This window comes from bacterium (assembly GCA_026708015.1).
In the GTDB taxonomy this organism is placed as follows: Bacteria; Actinomycetota; Acidimicrobiia; order Acidimicrobiales; family Bin134; genus Poriferisocius.
In genome coordinates this window covers 61,433-82,939 of sequence record JAPOVT010000029.1, presented here as the reverse complement: position 1 = coordinate 82,939, position 21,507 = coordinate 61,433, and the positions used below count along the sequence as shown (strand labels likewise).

Annotated in this window: 13 protein-coding genes; 1 reads left to right on the top strand and 12 read right to left on the bottom strand. The window is 63.0% G+C overall.

Going from position 1 to position 21,507, the window contains the following annotated elements; all coding sequences use genetic code 11:
* Positions 1-40: 40 nt before the first annotated feature.
* The 3 genes from OXG30_06540 to OXG30_06530 all read right to left on the bottom strand — a co-directional run bounded on the left by OXG30_06540 (position 41) and on the right by OXG30_06530 (position 3,551).
* Positions 41-1,897, bottom strand: coding sequence for an ABC transporter substrate-binding protein (locus OXG30_06540; GenBank protein ID MCY4134557.1), 1,857 nt, complete (start codon positions 1,895-1,897; stop codon positions 41-43).
* A 113-nt stretch (positions 1,898-2,010) separates the two neighbouring features.
* Positions 2,011-2,916 carry an alpha/beta hydrolase gene (locus OXG30_06535; GenBank protein ID MCY4134556.1) on the bottom strand — a complete coding sequence of 302 codons (906 nt, stop codon included), beginning with the start codon at positions 2,914-2,916 and terminating at the stop codon, positions 2,011-2,013.
* On the bottom strand, positions 2,913-3,551 hold the full coding sequence (locus OXG30_06530; protein ID MCY4134555.1) for a 4'-phosphopantetheinyl transferase superfamily protein: 639 nt from the start codon (positions 3,549-3,551) through the stop codon (positions 2,913-2,915). The genes OXG30_06535 and OXG30_06530 overlap by 4 nt, the downstream gene beginning before the upstream one ends.
* A gap of 38 nt (positions 3,552-3,589) precedes the next feature.
* Between OXG30_06530 and OXG30_06525 the strand changes: the two genes are divergently transcribed.
* A complete protein-coding gene (locus OXG30_06525; protein MCY4134554.1) occupies positions 3,590-3,964 on the top strand; it encodes a hypothetical protein in 375 nt (124 codons plus the stop codon).
* Positions 3,965-3,981: 17 nt separating this feature from the next.
* Here the strand turns inward: OXG30_06525 and OXG30_06520 are convergent, their stop codons facing one another.
* The 9 genes from OXG30_06520 to OXG30_06480 form a co-directional block, all read right to left on the bottom strand.
* Positions 3,982-12,378, bottom strand: coding sequence for an SDR family NAD(P)-dependent oxidoreductase (locus OXG30_06520; GenBank protein MCY4134553.1), 8,397 nt, complete (start codon positions 12,376-12,378; stop codon positions 3,982-3,984).
* A 19-nt stretch (positions 12,379-12,397) separates the two neighbouring features.
* Positions 12,398-14,164, bottom strand: a complete 1,767-nt coding sequence (locus OXG30_06515; protein ID MCY4134552.1) for a hypothetical protein — start codon at positions 14,162-14,164, stop codon at positions 12,398-12,400.
* Between the two features lie 85 nt (positions 14,165-14,249).
* Complete coding sequence (locus OXG30_06510; GenBank protein ID MCY4134551.1) at positions 14,250-15,317, bottom strand: ABC transporter permease; 1,068 nt, start codon at positions 15,315-15,317, stop codon at positions 14,250-14,252.
* Positions 15,310-16,263, bottom strand: coding sequence for an ABC transporter permease (locus OXG30_06505; protein ID MCY4134550.1), 954 nt, complete (start codon positions 16,261-16,263; stop codon positions 15,310-15,312). The genes OXG30_06510 and OXG30_06505 overlap by 8 nt, the downstream gene beginning before the upstream one ends.
* Before the next feature lie 112 nt (positions 16,264-16,375).
* Positions 16,376-18,274, bottom strand: a complete 1,899-nt coding sequence (locus OXG30_06500; protein ID MCY4134549.1) for an ABC transporter substrate-binding protein — start codon at positions 18,272-18,274, stop codon at positions 16,376-16,378.
* A 51-nt stretch (positions 18,275-18,325) separates the two neighbouring features.
* The gene (locus tag OXG30_06495) at positions 18,326-18,889 is read right to left on the bottom strand and encodes a hypothetical protein (protein ID MCY4134548.1); all 564 of its coding nucleotides are present in this window, start codon (positions 18,887-18,889) and stop codon (positions 18,326-18,328) included.
* Between the two features lie 36 nt (positions 18,890-18,925).
* Positions 18,926-19,366 carry a hypothetical protein gene (locus OXG30_06490; GenBank protein ID MCY4134547.1) on the bottom strand — a complete coding sequence of 147 codons (441 nt, stop codon included), beginning with the start codon at positions 19,364-19,366 and terminating at the stop codon, positions 18,926-18,928.
* A gap of 107 nt (positions 19,367-19,473) precedes the next feature.
* Positions 19,474-19,683, bottom strand: coding sequence for a hypothetical protein (locus OXG30_06485; protein MCY4134546.1), 210 nt, complete (start codon positions 19,681-19,683; stop codon positions 19,474-19,476).
* Positions 19,684-19,808: 125 nt separating this feature from the next.
* On the bottom strand, positions 19,809-21,467 hold the full coding sequence (locus OXG30_06480) for a putative DNA binding domain-containing protein (GenBank protein MCY4134545.1): 1,659 nt from the start codon (positions 21,465-21,467) through the stop codon (positions 19,809-19,811).
* Positions 21,468-21,507 lie beyond the last annotated feature (40 nt).

The window sequence follows — 21,507 nt, the reverse complement described above, 5'->3', positions numbered from 1 at the left end:
CCCCTAGAGCCCTATTGACTCCAAGTAGTCGTTGTTCGAGTTAGTTCTCGATGTATGCGTTGCCGAACAGGAAGATGGTGGCGCCTGCCCGCTGGACGCCCTTGATGTTCGGCGCGAGCGCCAGGCCCTCTTCGGTTACCGAATAGACCATGGCCGGCAGTTGCTCGACCCACACGCACTGCACTCCAGCCAACGCGGCCCGCTGGGCGTCCACGTCCGCCGCTCCGTACAGCTCTCCCAGTGCGGCGTCCATGTCCGGGTGGGCGAATGCCATCCGGTTCGACCGGCTGGTTGAGAGGAGGTTGTCGTTGAGCGACGCAACCCATGTGGCGCCGTCGGCGTTGAAGCCCCATCCGGCCATCTCATAGTCGGCCTGGATGATTACTCGGGGAATCAGCACGGTGGTAACCGGGCCGAGGTCGACTTCCACGTCGAAGCCGGCGGCCTCCAGCATTCCCTCAACCGCCTGGGCGATCTCGGGGCCGGGATCGGTGTCGGCATGCACCAGCAACAGGGAACCATCCCAGCCATCAGCCTTCACTTCTTCTACTAGCGCCGCGGCGGCATCCGGGTCGTAGCCCGGTTCCTGATCGGCGCATTCCTGCAACTCGGGCGACCACAACAGGGTGCCTTCAGCAGCGATGGCATTGGTGGTCTTGAGCTTGCCCTCAAAGGCTCGCTCATTGATGATGTCCCGGTTGATGGCGTGGTGGATGGCCCGGCGAATTCTGATGTCCTTGCCAATCACATCGGCACCCCGGACTCCCTGGTTGAACAGGAACAACCCGCCAACGTTCTGATCCTCCGAGCTCAGCACCGCACCCGCCTCCCGGGCATCGGCGAACACCCGCGGATCACGCAGGAAAGCGGCATTGAAGTCGCCAGCCTGGAATGCCTCCCAGTTGGCCGTGGAGCTGCCCGGGAAGGTGAACTCGATCTCCTCGATGCACACTGGGCCGCCCCAGTAGTTGTCTCGGGCTCGCAGCACCGTTCGCACGTTGGGCTCCACCTCGGCCACCTCGTAGGGACCGAAGCTGGCGGCGTTGACCAGTTCGGGGGTGACCGCCATCCGGTTGCGGACCAGCCGGGCTGCGCTGGTCTCCTCGGTGGCGTTGGCCGCCTCCTCGTCCAGCAACTGGGCGATGATCCTCGGGTTGACGATCATGCCGGGCTCGTCGCCCAACAGCGTGTGGAAGGTGCTCCACCCCCGATGGAGACGGAATATGACGGTGCTGTCATCGGGGACTTCGGTGTTGTCGAAGTCGATGAGAGCCACCGAACCGGCCGCCCGGTTGTTCATACCATCGCCGCGGGAGTCGAAGAAGCGGAGCATCGAGTCGACCACGTCCTGGGCAACAAACGCATCGCCGTTGCCGTAGGTGATGCCCGAGCGGATCTTCAGCGTCCACTCGGTGAAGTCATCATTGGGGGTCAACGACTCTGCGGCCTGGCCATTGGACACACCAGACGCGGGGTCGAATGCCATCAAGACGTCCCACACGTTCACGATCTGGGTTCCGCCCACCAGGGCCCCGCTGCTTCCGGTTGGGTCCATGTTGGCGTTGGGCGAGTACACCGCGTAGTCGATCTTGGTGCCCGGCACGGTGGCCTCGCAGGCACCCATCATCTCCTCTTCCACAGGAGCCTCTTCACCGTCGTCAGCCGGGGCCGGTGCCGGCTCATCGTCACCGTCGTCAGCCGGGGCCGGTGCCGGCTCATCGTCACCGTCATCAGCGGGCGCGGGCGCAGGCTCGTCATCACCGTCATCAGACGGCTCAGCCGGCGCAGGCTCGTCTGGCCCGGTGGTCACTCCGTCGTCGTCGTCGTTGCCGCAGGCCGCGGCCACCAGGCCGAACACCAACAGCAGCGCCAATAGCCTGAATAGCCAGGAACGCATTTCACTTCCCCCTCGTGGATTGTGGTGCCGACACTCTACGAAACCCGACCAAAGTGGGCAACCGGAGACACCCGGCAGGGCAACAAGGTGTTTGAACAGCCCTATCTACTCGCCTAGTCGAGAACCTCTTCAATGAACTCGCGCATGATTGCGACGCACTCTTCGGGGTGCTCTAACTGGAGGAAGTGAGTGGATTCAGGCAGGAAGTCGTAGTCGACGCTGGAGATGTCGCTGAGGTTCAACGACGGCAGATATGACGAGGGCACCGTGGGATCAGCCCCGAGCACTTTGACCGGGCAGCGGATCTTGGAGAAGTCGATGAACACTCCGTAGACGCTGGCGTAGGCAATTATCTGGGCCTCGTATTCGCGGGGGCACCGCAGCTCAAGCCCCTCGCCGTCTGCGGATTCTCGGAGCGTAGTGTCGGCCAGTAGGTCGACCACTCCAGGCACTGCCGACTTGAAGGTCGGAAAGACGCGATACAGGTCAGTGAACGAGCTCTTCGACTTGAATTGAAATGTGCGACGGCTGGCTGATTTCGACATGCGAACAGCCGCCTCTTCGAAATCTAAGTAACTCCTCCCTGGTTTGCATATGGGAGGGTCAAACAGGACAAGCGCCGAATACTGGCTGCCCTTGGATTCAGATATGAGGGGTGTGAGCGTCGACACCGAGTGGAATACGCCAACCTGTGGTTTTGGGCCGAAATGCTCGTCGATCTCCCCAAGTATGCGGTCATGGTCGGCGACCAGGGTGGGCACACTGTGGTTTTCCAGATCGCCCACCGCATTCCAACCATGGTTTCTCAAGTCGTAGACGATGAGATCGAAGTCTTGGGTCAGGAGCGACCAAAACGGATAGTAGAAGTCGATGGCCAGACCATTGCCGTGGCTGAGAATCAACCGAGTCCCATCGGGGTTGCCATGGCGACGAAGCAGAATCGACGACTCGGAGCCCACTTGGACTTCGTGAACCGACCGCGGTTCGGGAACGCTCCAGGCGGCTTCTTGCTCCGTCACGATGACGGGCTTAGTTCATGAGCGACGGCAGCGGCAAAATCCTTGGTTCCGATATCTTCCAAACACCAGGACGACCCGGGGATTTGAGCAAACTGGCCAACGCACCTGGGGGCCCCGCGGCGCATGTCTTCGGGAATCTCCAATTCTGCGACCTTCATGGAGAGGCCCTTGCCATGGGCTTTCACCAGCGCCTCTTTGATGGTCCAGAATCGGAAGAAGGCATGAAGCTGCTGACAACCCTCGAGCGACTCCAGCTCGGCCTTTTCTTGCGGGCTGAACACGCCTTCGATGAGGTTGTCGAGATTGCGGCGCGGGGCCCGCTCCTCAACGTCCACTCCCAGGCGACCCCTGAGCGCCACGGCGATCAAACCGTGGTTGCCGCTGTGGCTCACGTTGAAGCTGATGGAGGCGGGCTGGCCGCCTACCAGGGCAAAGGGCTTGCCGTGCTTGGCGGCCTCGAAGGCCAACGACTCGTTTGGGCAGCCGACCTCGCGGCACAAGACGGCCCGGAGCGCGGCGCGGCACAGCACATAGCGCCGTTGAGCAACTGGGGACTGAAAGCGCTGCCAACGCGAGCGCTCTTCCCCGTCAAGCCACGCAAAAGCCTTGGCCTCGTGGTCGGCATTGGGTCTCAAGTCAACGTGGAGAATGGCGATGTCGCCGACATCCCTGAATGGGCACCACCAATTTTCAGCGGCAGAAGAAGCCCTTGAGGACAGAATTTTCAACCAGCGTGGGTTTCGAGGTATTCGATCAAGCTGCGCACGGTGAGAAGCTCAGCAAAGTCTTCACCAGAGATCTCGATGCCAAACTCTTCATTGACGAGCTTCCAAAAAGCCACGATGTCGCCAGAGGGAACGCCGGCATCAGCGATGTTGATGTCTATGTCCAGGGGACGGCCGAGCGGTTGCCCATCAACTTCCAGATTCTCGTCGATGAGCTGGGTAATGCGGTCAAGAACAGAGGACATTCTCTCGCTCTCCATGAAGTGGTTGCAATGGCAAATTACCACCCTACCCAAGCAGTTGATGGTTGGCAACAGGCATGAACGCGTGGCGGAGCTCCCTATTTGCGCGGCTGGACCCAGTGGCGCCGGCGCTGGAACGGATAGCTGGGCAGCGACAGCCGCCGGCGCCTCTCTCCGCTGAAGAGATACTCGAAATCGACAGTTTGGCCGGCTTCATAGGCCGCGCCGACCGCCTTCACCGAGCCGTCATCGCCAGGATCGAAGCCATCGGTCGACAGCACTCCCCCTTCTTCGCATGGGCTGAACTCGTGGTCGTGGTCCACAACCGCCCGAAGCCCGGCCCGCAAAGACTCCTCGTCGCGAAACACAACGCTGGTGCGATAGGAGAAGTGGCTGCGACCAATGCTCGCCGTCCACGCCATGTCCGATAGCAGCGAGTCGGCGGAATCTTCCGACGAGAGCAGGTCGGCGTGGTCGTCGAGCCAACGCAGATACCCTCTAGCCATATCTCGGACTGCCCCGTCAGATTTGCCCGACAACGGCAGCAACCGTGCTCGCCGCCCTTCCTCTCCCTCTTCAACCTCTGTGTCATCTCCCACTGCCCGTGGGGCACCCATTGGCCAGGGAACCCCCTCGAGCCCGTCCTCGCTGTGAGGGGATGGGTAACCCTCCAAGACAACGTGCGCGTTCGTGCCCGAAATCCCCAGCGAGTGGACCGCAGCAATCGGGGGTCGGTCTGGTTCGAGAGGCCACTCCGTGGGGGCAGTGGTCACTTGTACCGGCAGCCGATCCCAGTCGATCTGCGGATTGGGATTCTCGAAATGCAATTGTCGGGGAATCAACCGCCTCCTCATGGCCAGCACGGTCTTGATGAGGCTGGCAATCCCCGACGCAAATTCCAGGTGGCCGATGTTGGTCTTCACTGAGCCAATCAACAGAGGGCGATCCCCATCGCGCCCTTGCCCGTACACGGTGCCAGCGGCGTCCACTTCAGCAGGGTCACCCACCATCGTTCCCAGTCCATGGGCTTCCATGTAGTCCACCTCGGATGGTTCCACGCCAGCCCGCTCCAACGCCTTTTGGATTACCTGCTGCTGGGCTCGCCCATTGGGCAGGATGAGATCCAGGCTCGCTCCGTTTTGGTTGACAGCCGAACCCAGCACCACGCCCCAGATCCGGTCGCCATCGGCCTCGGCATCACCCAGCCGCTTCAGGACCACCATCCCGCAGCCCTCGCCCCGCACATAGCCATCGGCCGAGGCGTCGAAGGCCTTGCATTGACCGTCGGGCGAGAGCAGTCCGTGTTCGTCGAGGAATCGTGTCATCGCTGGGGACAAGACTGCGTTGGCCGCCCCCACGAGGGCTAGATCGATCTCATCGTTTCGAAATGCGGCGACCGCTTGGTGTACCGCGGCCAACGACGACGCGCAGGCCAGGTTCAATGGCATAGCCGGGCCTTCCAGACCCAACACAAATGCCACCCGTCCCACCGCCACGCTCCCCACGGTGCCGAACGTGGTGTCTTCCCGGCCGCTGGCTGCAATCACCCGGCGGTATTCGCTGTCGCCCACTCCGGCAAACACCCCGGTTCTGGAGCCCTTCAGCTGGGCTGGATCCATTCCCGCGTCCTCCAAGGCATGCCAGCTGGTCTCCAGCAGCATGCGCTGTACCGGGTCCATCATTCGAGCCTGAATCGGGGAGATGCGGAAGAAGCTGGAGTCAAACCGATCAATCCCCTCGACGAACGCTCCCCGCCGATGCGTGACGTCAACCGCTGAGGGATCGCCGGCAACCCCGCTCCAAGAACCCTCGTCTTGGCGACCGTCGGTTACCGCGTTCTCACCGGCTTCCAGCAGCCGCCAATAGGCCGAGAGATCTTCTGCACCGGGGAACCGACACGCCATGCCCACAATGGCAATCCCGTCTTGGCCCCGCTGGCGGGCTCGCGGGCGGGGCTGGGGGACAGGCTCGGGCTTTGCCTCGGCCCCGATGACCTGATCGAGGTCGCCTGCGAGGTGGCGAGCGAGGCTGGAGACATCGGGATAGTCGAACACCACCGTGTTCGATGCCATGTACTCCCCGGCGAAGGCACGGTTAAGGCGGTTCCGCAACTCCACCGCAATGAGGGAGTCCATCCCGAGATCGGAAAAATCTGCGGTGGGCGAGGGTGGTGTTGAGAGCTTCATCACCGCCTGCAACTCCTGCTGCAAGAACGCGGTCAGCAGGGCCTCGCGTTCTTCCGCGGCCGCCTCCCCCAGTTGGGAGAGCAGATCACCCGACATTTCCGCCTCGTCAGCCGCCTCCCCGGTGTCGGCCGACAGCAGCTCTTCGAAGAACGCCAGTCGGCTGTCGAGACCCTCGGTGAACACCGGCCAGTCGACCAGCCCCACCATGGTGGCCACCGCATCCTGGCGTACCAAGCGGTCCAAGGCCTTCATACCCTGCTGGGGAGTGATCCAGCCCGTCCCCGAAGCGGCTAGCTGTCTTGAGATACGGTCCCGCTGCTCTTCGGCTTCGCCCAGTTCCGACCATGCGCCCCAAGCGATGGACTGCCCGGAGAGCCCTTGGGCCCGCCGATGGGCGGCAAGCTGATCCAAGAACGCGTTGGCGGCCGAATGGTTCGCCTGACCGGCTTTGCCCAGGACACTGGTAATGCTGGAGAAGAGGAGGAACAGATCCAAGTCGCGATCCTTGGTGGCGCTATGCAGATGCCAGGCCCCCAGCACTTTCGGCCCCAGAACCTGCTCGAACCGAGCCCAGCTCAAGTTGGACAGCGAGCCGTCCGACAGAACGCCAACGCTGTGGATCACACCGCCCAGCGGAGGCATCGAATCGTCAATTCGGCTCAGCATCTGATCCACGGCCGAGGGGTCGGTGACGTCGGCCAGCTCCACCTGCACTACCGCTCCCCGCTCCCGCAGCCCGCTGATCACTGCCTGGGCGGCATTGTCGGGAGGCCGTCGCCCATTTAGCACGATTGCGGTTGCTCCCTGGTCTACAAGCCACTCGGCCACCTCGCAGCCGATCCCGCCCAGACCGCCGGTAACCAGATAGGTACGATCATCCCGCAATCGGCCGACGGCCAGCGGGGGCATGACGAGGACGTTCTTGCCGATGTGGCGGGCCGACTGCATGTACTCCATTGCGGCGCTGACCTCAGCCAGCGGCCAGAAGCGATGGACCAGCGGTTTCAGCTCTCCGGCTGCCAGTTGCTCCATCACGCTGCTGAGAGACGCCCCGACGCGATCCGGATCTTCAACCTTCAAAACGTCCAACTCCAAAATGGAGTACTCGACATCGGGACGGGCCTCGGACATCTCGGCTTGGCTCCAAATGCCCCGCCGGCCGAGTTCCACAAAGCGTCCGCCATCGGCCAAACAGGAGAGGCTGGCCTCGATGAAGCCCTCCCCGGTCAGGCTGTTCAGCACTACATGAACGCCCTCGCCCCCGGTGGCCTCGGTGATCTCGTCGCCGAAGGCGGTCTGGCGGCTGTCGAACACATGGGCCACGCCCAACGACCGGAGGTACGCCTGCTTCGGGGTGCTGGCGGTGGCGAACACCTCGGCGCCAGCGGCTTGAGCAAGCTGGATTGCCGCCAATCCCACACCGCCGGTACCGGCATGGACCAGCACCCGGTCGCCGGCCTTCAAGCCGGCTAGCTCGAAGGCGATCGCCGCAGTGGTGAAGGCCAGAGGCACCGTGGCGAGGGTGGGTGCCGGAATGCCCGGGGGCGCCGGTGCCACCAGCTCCGCCCGGGTCACAGTTTCCGGCGCGAAGGTCCCGAATCCCAACCCCACCACCCGGTCGCCCACCGAGACGGCGGTCACATCCGAGGCCACCTCGAGGACTACGCCGCACATCTCGCGGCCGAGAAGAGAGTTGTCGCCCAGCATTCCCATGCTGACCAGCACATCTCGGAAGTTGAGGCCAGCGGCCTCGATGCCGACCCGAACTTCACCCGAAGCCAGCGGAAGCGGTGGCAGCGGCTCGGCTGCCAGCCTCTCTATCGACCCCCCAGGATCTGGCGCCAGTCGCCAACCGGGCTCTTCGGGCAAGGCCATTCGGACGGTCTCAGCACCGCTATGAATCAAACGGGCGACCCTGCGGCTGCCAGCACGGTGCGCTATGTGGGTTTCCCCGTCGTTGGAGAACAGCTCCGCAACCAAATCAGACACCGGCTCTTCGCCCTCGGGGTCGAGATCGACCATCCTTGTCTTGAGGTGCGCCGCTTCCCGGGCGAGGGATTTGCCCATGCCCCACAACGTCGCACCCGCCAACTCACCGACCAACTCGCAACCCAGCACCTGAGCTCCCTTGGTGACCAACCACAGCCCATGGGTGGGCTCGACTCCGGCGTCGATCAGACCCTGAGTCAATGCCAGCGCGCTGGCCCCCGCACTCCGCACATCTTCAGCGAGATCCTCGGTAGATGCCTGGTGCCCGTGGCCGTCGAGAGCGGCAAGGTGAACGACGCCCCTCAGCGGCACGTCTTCGGGAAGGACCGCAATGAGCGATCGCCATGACTCCCGGTCTCGCACGTCCGCGGTCCAGCGATGAACTCCACCCTCCGTCGGCGCGATGCCATCGCCTGCCTCGCCGTGGGAGGCCACCACCACGGTCTGATTGCGCTCCGCCAACTCCGCAGCCAGTTCTTCGGCGACGCCTCTCTGGTCGGCGGCCACTAGCCAGGCGCCAGGAGGCTCGGTGACATCGGCTGGATCTTCGGCCAGATCTGCATCCCGCCAAACCACCTCGTACAGCAGATCTTCCAGGCCCTCCACCGCGGAAAGCAGCGCCGTCCGGGTGGCCCGCTTCACCGTGTAGCCGCTCAACCCGCCCAGCGGTATGCCGTCGGGGTCATAGAGGTGAATGTCGCCGGTGAGGACTTCCGGCGACTCATCGGGCTCGCGCTCCGATGCCCGGTCCTGAACTGCGTCCCTCATGCGGACATGGCAGACCAGTCGCTCGGGCAGCGGGCCAGAAAGCCAAAAGCGCTCGCACCCGAACGGCATGTAGGTGGCACCGCCCTCGGCGCCGGACAGACTGCGGGCCGCCGACATGACTTGGAAGCAGCCGTCGAGCAAGATCGGATGCACGTCTAACCCGCCGTGGTCCACGGTTGGAGGCAAGACCACTTCGCCCACCGCCTCGCCCGCCTCCAGCCAAATCGATTGAAGGGTGCGGAAAGACGGGCCGAAGTCGATCGCCGACTCAGCCTTGGCCTGGTAGAACGCGGAAACATCCCCTCGGGTCAAACCTGCCTTCAGGGCGTTGAGATCTACCGGCTCTGGGGCCTCATGCAGGCGAACGCCCGGCGACACCTGACCTTGAGCATGGAGCGTCCATTTCTCCTCGGTGGGCGCTTTGCTGAAGATCTCAAAGCCCCGCGACACCGCGCCCTTGGCATCTTCCAACACGAGTTGCACGCTGCGGCCTCCGCCATCCTCCGACTCCTCTTCCGAGAAAATCAGCGGGCTGTAAAGCTGCCAGTCCTCCACGGTGACCGATTGGGATCCATCGCTCAGCTGCGCCGATGCGGCCATAGCGCCATAAAGCGCCCCCGGCATCACCACCCGGTCGAATACCCGGTGGTCCGCCAGCCAGGCTGGATCAGAGGCGAACATCTCGGTCTCGAACAGCGACTCGCCCCGGGGAGAGTCGTGGCGAACGCCCAGCAGCGGATGGCCACTGCTCTGCCGACGGCGTCTTGTTCCTTCAACCCAGTAGCGCTGGCGCTGGAACGGGTAGCTGGGCAGGGAAACCCGACGGCGCTCTTCGCCGGCGAACAACCCGTCGTAAGAGATATCGAGCCCCGCCTGATACGCCCCCGCCACGGCGTCCATAAATCCACAGCGGTCGTCGGGCTCCGGGGTCCGGGTGGAAGGCCGCTTCATGCTCGACACCACAACCGGCGCGGGAGCGCTGCCCGCTTGCTCCGGCCAAGCCAAGGCGGTCATGGGCCCGAGCACCGCGCCCGGACCAACCTCGATGACAACCTGCACGCCTTCTGTGGCCAAGGTCTCGACGCAGCTTCGGAACTCCACCGCCTGACGGGCCTGACGGCGCCAATAGGAGCTGTCGAGCTCTTCGCCCGGCACCAGGGCGCGGCCCAGCATGCTGCTGACAAAGGCCAACGACGGCGACCCGACTTCCAATTCGGCCAGTAGGGCCTCCACACCGTCCAAGATGGGGTCGACCATGGCGCTGTGGTATCCGGCGCTCTTTTCCAATCGGCGGATTCGAACCTCCTCCGCCTCGAACCGCTGCAACACCGCCTCCACATCGGTGGTCGGCCCGCTGATCATCTGGTGGGCACCGTTGTCGGCCGCGATTGCCAGTCGGGGGTCACCCGATGCCGCCCTCTGCTCCTCTATAGAGGCCGCGACCTCAGATGGTGGGGCGAACACTCCGGCCATGGCCCCGGGTTCGGGCAGCTCGGCCATGAGCGCGCCTCGCCCGGCCGCGAAACGCAAACCGTCTTCCAGGCTGAACACACCGGCAGTCCGGGACGCGGCGATCTCCCCGAGGCTGTGTCCAACCACTACATCGGGCCCAACTCCCAAGCTCGCCCACAACTCGGTGAGCGCGCACTCCAGCGCGTAGATGGCGGGTTGCGTCCACGCCGGATCGTCCAGGTCACCCTCGGCGTCGGGCGCCCCGAACATCACCGCTAGCAGCGATGTGCCCCGCAGTTCGCGCATCGCCCGGTCGCAGCGATCCAATACTTCTCGCACCACCGGCTCGCGGTCGTAGAGCGCCTGGCCCATGCCAATCCACTGGCTGCCCTGACCGGTGTACGCGAAGGCCACTTTCGGGGCGGTCTGGGACCTTTGCAACTCGGTTTCTCCCTCCAAGAGCGCACTGAGCTTCTCGCGAAGCGACTCGGCGTCCCGGAACACAACTCCGGCCCGATAGGCCTGATGGCTACGACCCACTCCCGCGGTCCAAGCCATGTCGGAAAGCACCGGTACGGCCGCCGAGTTGTCCACGGCAAGCTCTTCCGCCTGCTCGTCGAGCCACGACATGTGCCGCTCGGCCAGTTCTTGAAGGGCCACAGGCGACTTTCCCGACAGGGGCAGAAGCCGGGCCAGGCGAGCTTCCATCTCGGCGGGCCGATCGGAGTCGCCAAGACTCGACACCACAATGGGACGTGAAGGGCCAACCGGTACTGACTGCCCGCCGGAATCGGGGTACCCCTCCAGCACGACGTGGGCGTTGGTGCCGGAGAAGCCGAACGAGTTCACCCCCGCTCGGGGCGGTCGGCCCTGGTTCGAAGGCCACTCGGTCATCTCAGTGGCCACCTGAACAGGAAACTGCTCCCAGTCAATCTTCGGATTCAGTTCCCGGAGATTCAGGTGCCGGGGAATGGTGCCCCGGTTCATGGCCAGCACAGTCTTGATCAGGCCAGCGACACCGGCAGCCGCTTCCAAGTGGCCGATGTTGGTCTTCACCGAGCCAATCAGCAGGGGATTCGCCTCATCGCGGCCTTGGCGATAAGCCGCGGCCGCGGCATTGACCTCGATCGGGTCGCCCACTGGAGTGCCCGTCCCGTGAGCCTCCAGATAGTCGATATCGGCGGGGACAACCCCGGCATTGTGCAATGCCTCTTCAATGGCCTGCTGCTGGGCTGTCTCCATCGGCACCGTCAAGCCGGAGCTCGCCCCGTCCTGGTTGACCGCGGAGCCGAGGACCACTCCCCAAATGCGGTCGCCGTCGGCCTCTGCATCGCTGAGCCGCTTGAGGACCACCATCCCGCATCCTTCGCCCCTCACATAACCGTTGGCCGAGGCATCGAATGCTTTGCACTGCCCATCGGGCGCCAGCATCCCGGCGTTGGCCCGAAGCTCGATCATCCGCCCCGAGGCCATGGCGTGTACTCCGCCGACCAACGCCAAGTCGGCTTCGCCCTGTCGCAAGCCAGCTGCGGCTTGATGGACGGCCACCAGGGAGGAGGAACAGGCGGTGTCCACTGCCATCGCCGGTCCTTCCAGGCCCAGCGCGAAGGCAACCCGGCCGATGGCCGTGCTATAGGACGTGCCAGTCACCGCATAGAGACTGGGGGCCGGCTCAGAAGTCCCGCTGGTGACCAGGATCAGATGGCGGTAGTCATTGGAGCTGATCCCGGCATAGACACCGGTTCGGCTGCCCTTCAGCCCGTCGGGATCGATCCCGGCGTCTTCGAGGGCCTGCCAGCTCGTCTCCAGCATGAGCCGCTGCTGCGGGTCGAGCATCTGAGCCTCTGTGGGCGAGATGCGGAAGAACTCGGCGTCAAATTCGTCGATCTGGTCGAGGTAGGCACCGAACCGGCAGGCTTCCTTCTCCGGCATTTCGGAGAACAACTCGCCCACCCGTCCGACCCCGGAGCCGGGCACGCCTTCGATGACCGCATTCGTGCCTGTTTCCAGCAGACGCCAAAACGCCGACAGGTCGTCGGCCTGAGGAAAGCGGCACGCCATTCCGACAACCGCGATCGATTCCCCTGAATGAGAAGTCATGCATTCTCCTTTGACAAGACTAGGCAGAGCCTCTGACCTGCACTGTAACGATATCTAAACCGTGGTATTTCTGATGGTGGACGGATGAGGCGTAGTGCCGAAGCAGGCGAAGCGATATCTCGCCTTCCTTCGCACCCTCGGCCTCCTCGCTCAATGACGCCAAGCGGTCCTCGAGATTCTCTGCGTCGATCACCGCGAGGAACTCCATCTCCACCATGCCGGCTTCGGGGCGGGCTTGGATGATGAGACGAGGTTGATCTTCATAGGGCTGATCAACCTCGACAAGGCTCACGATCAGTTCCTCTCCGGTCTCATCGGGTAGCACCAAGCTCAGCAATGCCTCTTCGCCGGCTGAGCACAGCCTCTGGGTGGAAGCCTCGTCCCATTGGTTCTGAACAGCTATTCCTTGCAGGAACCGATCAATCTCCGGCAGAGACGACACGCTGAGCTCGACCTCCAAGCGGCTGCGCCGCTGAGGGCTGGTCAGGTCCAAGAACACGGTCATCAACACCGCCGCCAGCGCTCCGACGAGCATGCCATTGTCGAGCAGCAGGCCCCACTTGTGGCCCAGCAGGTCGGCGAAGATGGTCTGGTTGTCGATTCCTATGCCCAGCGAGAACGACAGTCCCACCACCAGGGCCTTTTGGGCATCCAGTCCGTCCTGCACGACGGTGCGGACACCGCTCACGAAGAGCAGGGCGATGGCCGTCAGGATGTAGGCGACCATGACCGGACTGGGAAGGGTGAGCAAGAACGCGGTCAGCTTGGGTAGAAAGGCCAGCGTCAACAGGGTGCCGCCGATTACATAGCCGATGCGGCGAGCGGCCACGCCGGTAAAGCCGATGAGCGACACGCTGGTTCCCGAATAGACAGAGTTGGGGGGAGTCCCGAAAATGCCGGCGGCCAGGATGCCGAGCCCGTTGGTGTTGAGCGAGCCCTGAACCAGCCGGAAGTCGGGAACCCGGGGCCGGCGCCACGAGACCTGCTGGATGGCGACGCTGTCGCTGACATTCTTGACCCCGCCGGCCAGCACCACCACCACAAACGCGGGCAGAAGCGACCAGAAGCTCGCTCCCGGGGTGAGGTCGAACCCGGGGAATCCGCTTCCTTCGGGAATCCCCACCCAGGCCGCATCGGCCACCGAACTGATCTCATAAGCACCGAACAGCGCGGCGACCACGCTGCCGATGACGATCCCGATGAGGGGCGACCACAACCGCCACACTCCTGAAGCCCGCAAGAAGAGCAGGGTGGAAACCACCAGCGTCACCAAGGCGATCGTCGGCCCGGCGGCTTCAGGCGCATCGGAGGGAATGTCGTCCAATCGATCCAGCGCCACCGGCAAGATGGTGGCGGCGATCAGCATCAGCACCGTGCCGGTGACCACCGGGGTGACAACGCGGCGCAAGAACGGCAGCCAAAAGGCCAGCACGAGATAGAACACCGAAGCCACCACGGTGAGGCTGGCCAGCAACTCCGGACCGCCTTCGGCCAGCGCCAACACCGAGATGGCGATGTAGTTCGGGGTCGGGCCCATGATCAGGATGTGGCCAGCGCCAAACCTCTGGAACCGGGTGGCCTGCAAGGCGGTTAACGCGCCAGCAATGATCAGCGCCGCGAACAGCGCCCATGAGAAGTAACCGGCGTCTTGGCCTCCCGCTCGGGCGGTGACGATCACAATCGACACGATCGGCGCCAGCGCCAGCACCACCCCCTGAAGCCCGGCTATGGCCGCAATACCCGGAGGGCAGTGCTCATCGGCCTCGTATCGAATGGCGTCGCTCATGGTCGATGGATTCGGGAGACCGCGTGGATTTGGTCGGCCGCGTGGATTCGCACCAGAAAAAACTAACGCGAATGGCTGATCTTAATTACAGCTTGGCTTCGCGGGGGTCCCAGAGGGCTCGGAGCGATTCTCCGATGCGGTTCAGCGACAGCACGGTGAGGAACATCATCACTCCGGGCACGAACACGATGTGGGGCGCCTTTTCCAGCAGATTCGGGTCGCGGCCCTCTTGGATCATGTTGCCCCACGTGGGCGTGCTGATGGGATCGATGCCCACCCCCAAGAAGGCCAACGAAGTCTCGGCCACGATCACCACGGCCACGACGATGAAGGCGTAGGAGGCCAACGGCAGAGCCACGTTGGGCATGATCTCCCGGAACAGAATGCGGCCGTTGGACGCTCCCATGGCCTTGGCCGCGGTAACAAACTCCCGAGCCGCGAACGTCAATGTGTTGGCGCGCGACAGTCGTCCCATAGTGGGGATGCTCAATACCGATAGCGCGAGCGTGATCACCAGAACGCTGCCCCCGAAGATCGCCACAATCGAAAACAGCAAGATCAGGGCGGGGAAGGCCAAAACGGCGTCGGTAATTATGTTGAAGGTTCCCTCGGTTGCCCCTCGGAAGTAGCCCGCGGACATCCCGATAACCGACCCCACCGCCAAGCCGATGCCCACTGCGCCCAGGCCCACGATCAGGGAGATTCTCGCCCCCCGGATGCTCTGGTTCATGACGCTCTTGCCCAACCGATCGGTGCCCAGCGGCTCGTCGGTGGTGAACGACGGGGGCCGCTCCCGATCCCCGAAGTCGGCCTCCAAGCTGTTGAACAGTCCGCCCAGTTGCAAGAGCACAAAAAGCACCAAGATGAACAGCCAAGCCATCGATATCCATACGGTCGGGTCGACGCGTGATCCAAAAATCGCTCGAATCAGCTGCCCTACCCCGGTGAGGATGCCGTAAATCCCGCTCAGCGCGAGGATTACCTGAAGCCAGGTAGCGCCGTCGTAGGTAACCAAGAGCTGTACCAGCAGCATGGCCGCCCCGATGACCAGTCGGGCACTTCCTTCCCTGGCGAGGCGGGCGCGGCGACCTCGCTCGGGATCTACCACTTCCTGGACCACAGGCTCGGTGACGACGCCAGTGATGTCAGCCACGTCGAATCCTCGGATCAAGCAGGGCGTAGGTGATCTCCACCAGCATGTTCAACATGATGTAGGCCACCGCCACCACCAGCACCAGACCTTGCAGCACGACCAAGTCATTGCCGGTAATGGAGTCGACCATCTTGAGCCCCATCCCCGGGAGCTGGAACAGCACTTCGATGATGACGGTGCCACCGATGAGCCGGCCCGTGCTCACTCCCGCCAAAGTGATGAGTGAGAACGACGACGGTCGCAGGGCATGGCGGAACAACACATGGGTGGGCGACATGCCCTTGGCCCGGGCCGTCAGCACGAAGTCGTTTTGCAGGGTGGCCATCATGTCGGCCCGCAACAGCCGCTGGAACACGGCAATCTCAGTCAGAGATAACGCGACCACCGGCATGATCAAGCGGCGGGAATGGTCCCACCAGTCCCATTCAGTAAGCCGGGTCCACCCTTGGGGCGGCAACAGGTCGAGCTGATTGAACAGGATGAAGATCAAAAGGATGCCCACCAGGAATTGAGGCAAGGAGATAGCGGCAAATGATGCCGCGTTCAACGCTCTATCCACTCTGCGTCCCGCCCGATAGGCGGCATACACCCCCAGCGGAATAGCCAGAATCAGCGCCAGAGCCTGGGCCACCACTGTCAGTTCCAGGGTGATGGGTAGCCGCTGTCGAATGGTATCGGAAACTTTCAGGCCATGGGTTCTTACCGACTCGCCCAAATCACCGGTAAGCGCATCCCCCAGCCACTTGCCGTAGCGCACGATGACGTTTTCATCGAGCCGAAGCTCCCGGTTGACCAACTCCCGGGCGGCAGGCTCCTGGGCCCGCTCTTGGCCCAGTAGTCGAATGGTGGGATCACCGGGCAGCAGCTCCACATAAAAGGAGGAGAAGAAGCTCACCAGGATCAGCACCGGAATGATTCGGATGATGGTGCGACCAATGGTCTTCAACTGCTGTCACCTCCCCCTACGTCTCAGCGCGGGCCCCATAGATGATGCCCCATAGAACGAGGGGGTGGGCACGGACCGTGCCCACCCCCTCGTTCTCAGATGAGTTTCTTGGCTAACCCTTAGCGGTGAATTCCAAGAGAATGATGCCGGCGTCGGTCTGGAATATGCCCGAAACCTCGTCGGTCCAGTAGTAGCCGACCTCGCCCTTGCTAGTCACGATGACCGGGACCTGATAGGCGAATTCGCGCTGGAAGCGGCTGTAGCCCTCGTAGCGCTCCTCGAAGGTGACGCCTTCACGGCCCTGCTTGAGCGAGGCGTCAAATTCCGGATAGCACGCCTTGGCCCAGTTGCGGGATGAGACGTTGGGACCGCACACGCCGTCCTCGGTGGAATCGCCGAAGTACACGTCGTACATGTAGTCGGGGTCGCCCACGGGGATGGCCCACGGGTTGGCCACTGATTCGCCGCCGAACACGGCACCGACCATCTCGCCGACCTCCACGCAGTTGGCGGTGGCGGAGATGCCAACCGCGCTCCACATGGAGACCAAGGTCTCCGTTTGGAGCACGTTCTCCGGTGAGGTGGTGCAGTAGGTCTGGAACTCCAGCGGACCGCCCAGTTGCGCTTCACACTCTTCGAGCGCGGCAACCGACGCGTCCTGGTCAAAGCCCGGCAGCACTGCTTCGGGATCGGTCCACGGAGAGCCCGGCCTCATCAAACTGCGGATCATGTTGTTGAGGCCGTCGAACACAATCTCGTTGATGGTTTCGTAGTCGATGGCGTGGGCCACAGCCACCCGGCACTCCCGGATGTTGAACGGCTCTTTCACGTTGTTGAGCATCCAGTATCCGCCGTGGTTGTCGACTCGGGAGGTGGTGTTGACGCCCTTGGCGATGGCGTCTTGGAGGTTCTGGGGATGGCGGTCGTAGCCAATGTCGAGATCGCCAGCGTTGAACGCGTTGTAGCGCTGCGGCGGCTCGATGATGGGCTTGAAGGTCACGCTGTCCAGATAGGGGCAACCCTCACGGAAGTAATCCGGGTTGCGCACCACAACGGCTTGGTCGTCTTGGACCCACGACTCAAGCATGAACGGACCTGCGCCCACGCCCTGCGGATTGATGTTGACGTCGGAATTGAGGCCGGTTTCTGGATCCTGACCAGCCTGATACGTGGTGGGCGACATCATCCACGCCATACGGGAGGCGAAGATCTGCGCAAACACCGCGTTCTTGCTGGTGGCAGTGAGCTCAATGGTGTAGTCGTCGATCTTCTCCCACGAAGCGATCAGATCGGCCTGAGCCCGCGACTGCGACCCGATGTCAGGATTCTGGTGGTGCTCGATGTTCCAGATCAGTGCGTCTACATCCAACGGGGTGCCGTCGGTGAAGTTGACGCCCTCGCGCAGCTTCAGCGTGAACACCTCATTGTCTTCAGTGGAGATGCTCTCGGCCAGGCCGGGAATCAGCTGGCCAGTGGCGAAGTCCTCGTAGAACAGCGCTCCGTAGATGGAGATCATCTGCGTGCCACCCAGCGAGGCCCCGCCCTGGATCAAGGTGGGGTCCCATCCGACGATCTCACCGAACATGCCGATAGTGAGGTTGCCGCCAGTCGGCCGCCCGTCTGAGCATTCGGTGGTGAGGATTTCACCAGGGATGTACCCGGTGTTGCCGGTGGGCACTCCACCTGTTTCTTCCTCTTCCACCTCTTCGGACTCCTCGATGGTCACCACCGGCTCATCTTCTGGCTCATCGGCCGGGGCCTGCTCAGCCGGGGCCTCCTCAGCGGGAGCCTCTTCGGCGGGGGCCTCTTCGGCAGGAGCTTCTTCTCCAGGCTCCTCTGCCGGAGCGGGCGTAGCAGCCCCAGTGGTGACTCCGTCGTCGTCATCGTTGCCGCAGGAGACAGCGAATACTGTCAGCGCCATCAGGACGGCAAGAAGCTTCAACCAACGCGATTTCATGAGCATGACCCCCTCGGGTTTGGCTTTGAGCAGCCGGGCCTCAACCAACTGCAAGTTGTCAGACTTTAGGGATTTATCGAGAGATAGCGCAAAGTGTCGCCCCGCCTAGGTCTGCAATCGGGCGGCGGCGGGGGAAAGCTCCCGTTCCAAACGGTCGGCAATAACCCGAAAGTAGGCTAAAGACTCGCCGATGGGATCGGGGATCTCGTCAGCAGCTCGGCCGATGAAACGGGCGTTGGCTTGGGTATCGCGCAAGGTGTGCAGCCGACCTATCCAGGCTTGGGCATCGGCGCCATTGCGATCGCCCACCTGGTCGGCGAGACGACTCAGCTCAGCGGGCAGAAAGGTGGCGGCCGCCTTGGTTTCGCTGCGGGCCTCCACCGCCCAACCGTGGTTGCGAGTCATGGCGACTATGAGATCGGACTCGTCCACCAGATACTTCGAGAGGCGGCGGCTGCGGTGGGTCGACAAGTCCAGTCCCCGCTCGGCCATGGCGGCTATGGCGTACTCGTGGGCGGGCTGCCCGCTCCAGTCCATAGTCCCGGCCGAGCCCACCTCCACGTCGGGGGCCAGATGGGCAAACAGCACCTCGGCCATCGGCGAACGGCAGATGTTTCCCGTGCAGACAAACAGAACCTTGATGGCGTTGGAGTGTAAGAGCCACACCACTGGCTTTCTATGCTCAGCGCACAACAGACCTGTAGGTCAACCGTCCAGCAGATCGGCCAAGTCTTCTTCTATACCGAGTTTGGATCCCCATCTCCGCATGTAACTGAGGTCAAGGTCGTTGATGGCGGCGATCTCGACGCAGTCTCGCCACTGGATTTCAGAGCGCGATTCAAGGCGCCACCGCAGCTTGGCCAACACGACGTCTTCGGGTGTTGCAATCCATGCTTCTACGCCGAGTACTTCGGTGCGGACTTTCCGAGCTATTCGCGACTGGGTGAAGGCATCGGAGGCGGGAACGGCGAATACGTCGACCTTTCCCCCGCTTTGCGGGTGAAGAATGTTGAAGGACCCTCCGAACTCGAATGCCTGACGAGCATCTGACTCCGGAAAGTAGACCTCGCTCGCTCGCAATGCTTCGAGCATTGCTTCTGCGGATTCGGAGGCCAAGAGGACAACGATGTCCACGTCGCGAGTCATTCGAGCTACCCCCCAAGCCGCCGCCGCCGCCGAACCGACCACGATGTAGTCCACACCTGCGGAATCAAGAGCTCCAATGGTGTGCCTCAGCGCGGCAGTGAGCTCGATCAGGGTTCTATTCCTACAGAGTCAGGCCACACTTCATGGGCAAGCTCCTCGCCATAGCGCGAAACGACGAGGGCCAAGAAGACCTCGCGGTCGTTGTATTCAGGGTGGCGATTGCGCACCGACTGTTCCTCCATGACCGCACCGGCTTCATTGAGCTGCCGCCATTCCTCAAGCCGCTCGGGCACTGTGCGGGCACGGACCAAGCCCATCTGGCGCCGCCAAATGTGTTGAGGCGTGTCTTTGGGGCATCCGGGGGGATTACGTCGCTCCATTGCGAACCAAATCGTAGTGAACCCCAGTGACACTTACTCGCCGGTCGGATCGGGGATCTCGTTTACGGCTCAGCGAGGGTGTATTTTGCGCCGCGCCCGGTGCCCGACTTCACCAACCGACCCTGCTCGACAAGGTTGCGCAAAAGCCCCAAGGCCACAGAACGCGACACGCCGAATCCCTCTTGCACTCGCGAGTTGGTGACCGGCCCATCGATTCCCCAACCCAAGACAACCGCCTGCATTTCTTCGCGGCTCAATGGGCGGCCGCGCGGCGCGGGAACCGCCGACGCCAAGCGGTAGCGGGTGCCAGCACCCTCGCCTCTATGCTCCAACAACCCCATCTCGCATAGGCGCTGAAGGGTGTTGCGGGCCGGGGACACCCCGACATCGAGCATGGACCGAACTGCCGTGTTGGTGAGTTCGACACCCCTCAGCGCCTCAGCAAGCACACGGCGGTCACCGGGATGCATCTCGAGCTCGCCCCCAACCTCATAAGTCCAGGCCAGTTCCTCAGGCGTCACCGGCCCGACCGTCGGCAGCACCACCCTCACCCAACCCTCGGGTGCTTCCTCGAACCTCGGCTCGAAGCGCAGCGCTGCGGCCATTTCGTATCGAACGAGGTCGATTCCCCGTCCTGCGTCCTCGGCAAGCTCGAACGCTCTCAAAACATTGATCACCGCCGGGTTGCGGGCGAAATGCGCCTCGCCGATGTTGTCGCTGGTCACGCCGCCCGCAAATCCTCCCGGCGAGACCACTACCAACTCCCGCGGCATCAGATGCACCTCGATGGCGGCGCCGGAAAGCTGATAGTCGCGATGGGCCACGGCATTGGCCAGCACCTCGCGCAGCGCATCAACGGGAAGGCGAGGCAGTTCGTGGCGAATAGTCCGAACCACCATGAGGTCGAAGCCGATCTCGTCGATTATCCACCCCACCGCGTCGCCCACCTGCTGACGGGGTGTGCCTGTGAATACTTCGCGCCGGTCATATTCGCGGCTGCCCTCGCCGTAGCGGAAAACCTCGATGCAGAACTTGCCGAATGCCGCCTGCACCTCTTCCACTAGATAGAGAGCACCGGCAAAGGTGAGTATGCCAGTTTGATCTCCCGCAACGGCGAGGCCCCGCTGGGACAGGGCCGAAGCCAACACGTCTGGTGAATGGCTGGGATCGATTCCCAGGGCTAGGCAGAGTTGGCCCAACAACTCCGGGGCAGCATCGTCAACCGACCAGGGCGACGGGCTGGCCTCAAAGGCCCCGGGGAGTCGCTCGTTGAGCAGCTGCCGCAGCTCTCGGCCCAACAGGGGCAGATTCTGCTTGCCCCGGCGAACCAATGCGCGCCCGTTCGAAGTCTGGGCAATGCCGTCATATCGCTGGCCTACAGCGACCACGGTGACCCTGTCCCGACCCACTTCCATACCGGATATCTGGACCAGTCCGGGCGATTCGATCTGGCCAACCATTTCCCAGAGGTTCTTTTCCAACCCCTCATTGAGCGGACAGCCGACTATGCGACTCCGATCGTCCACACCGAGGATGAGGATGCCCCCGTCGGCGTTTGAGAAAGCGACGATTGCCTCTTGGATGGGACGCCGCCCCGTTCCAGCCTTCCACTCGACGTGCTGCCCCTCGCCGGGAAACGCTTCTGTGAACTCCTCAGGAGTCAGACGAGTCGGTGGCTCGCGGCCAAACCAAGAAATGCGAGAAAACGCACCATTCGTCATCAGAACATCTTATATGGATTATTAAGGACGAGTAGTGCAA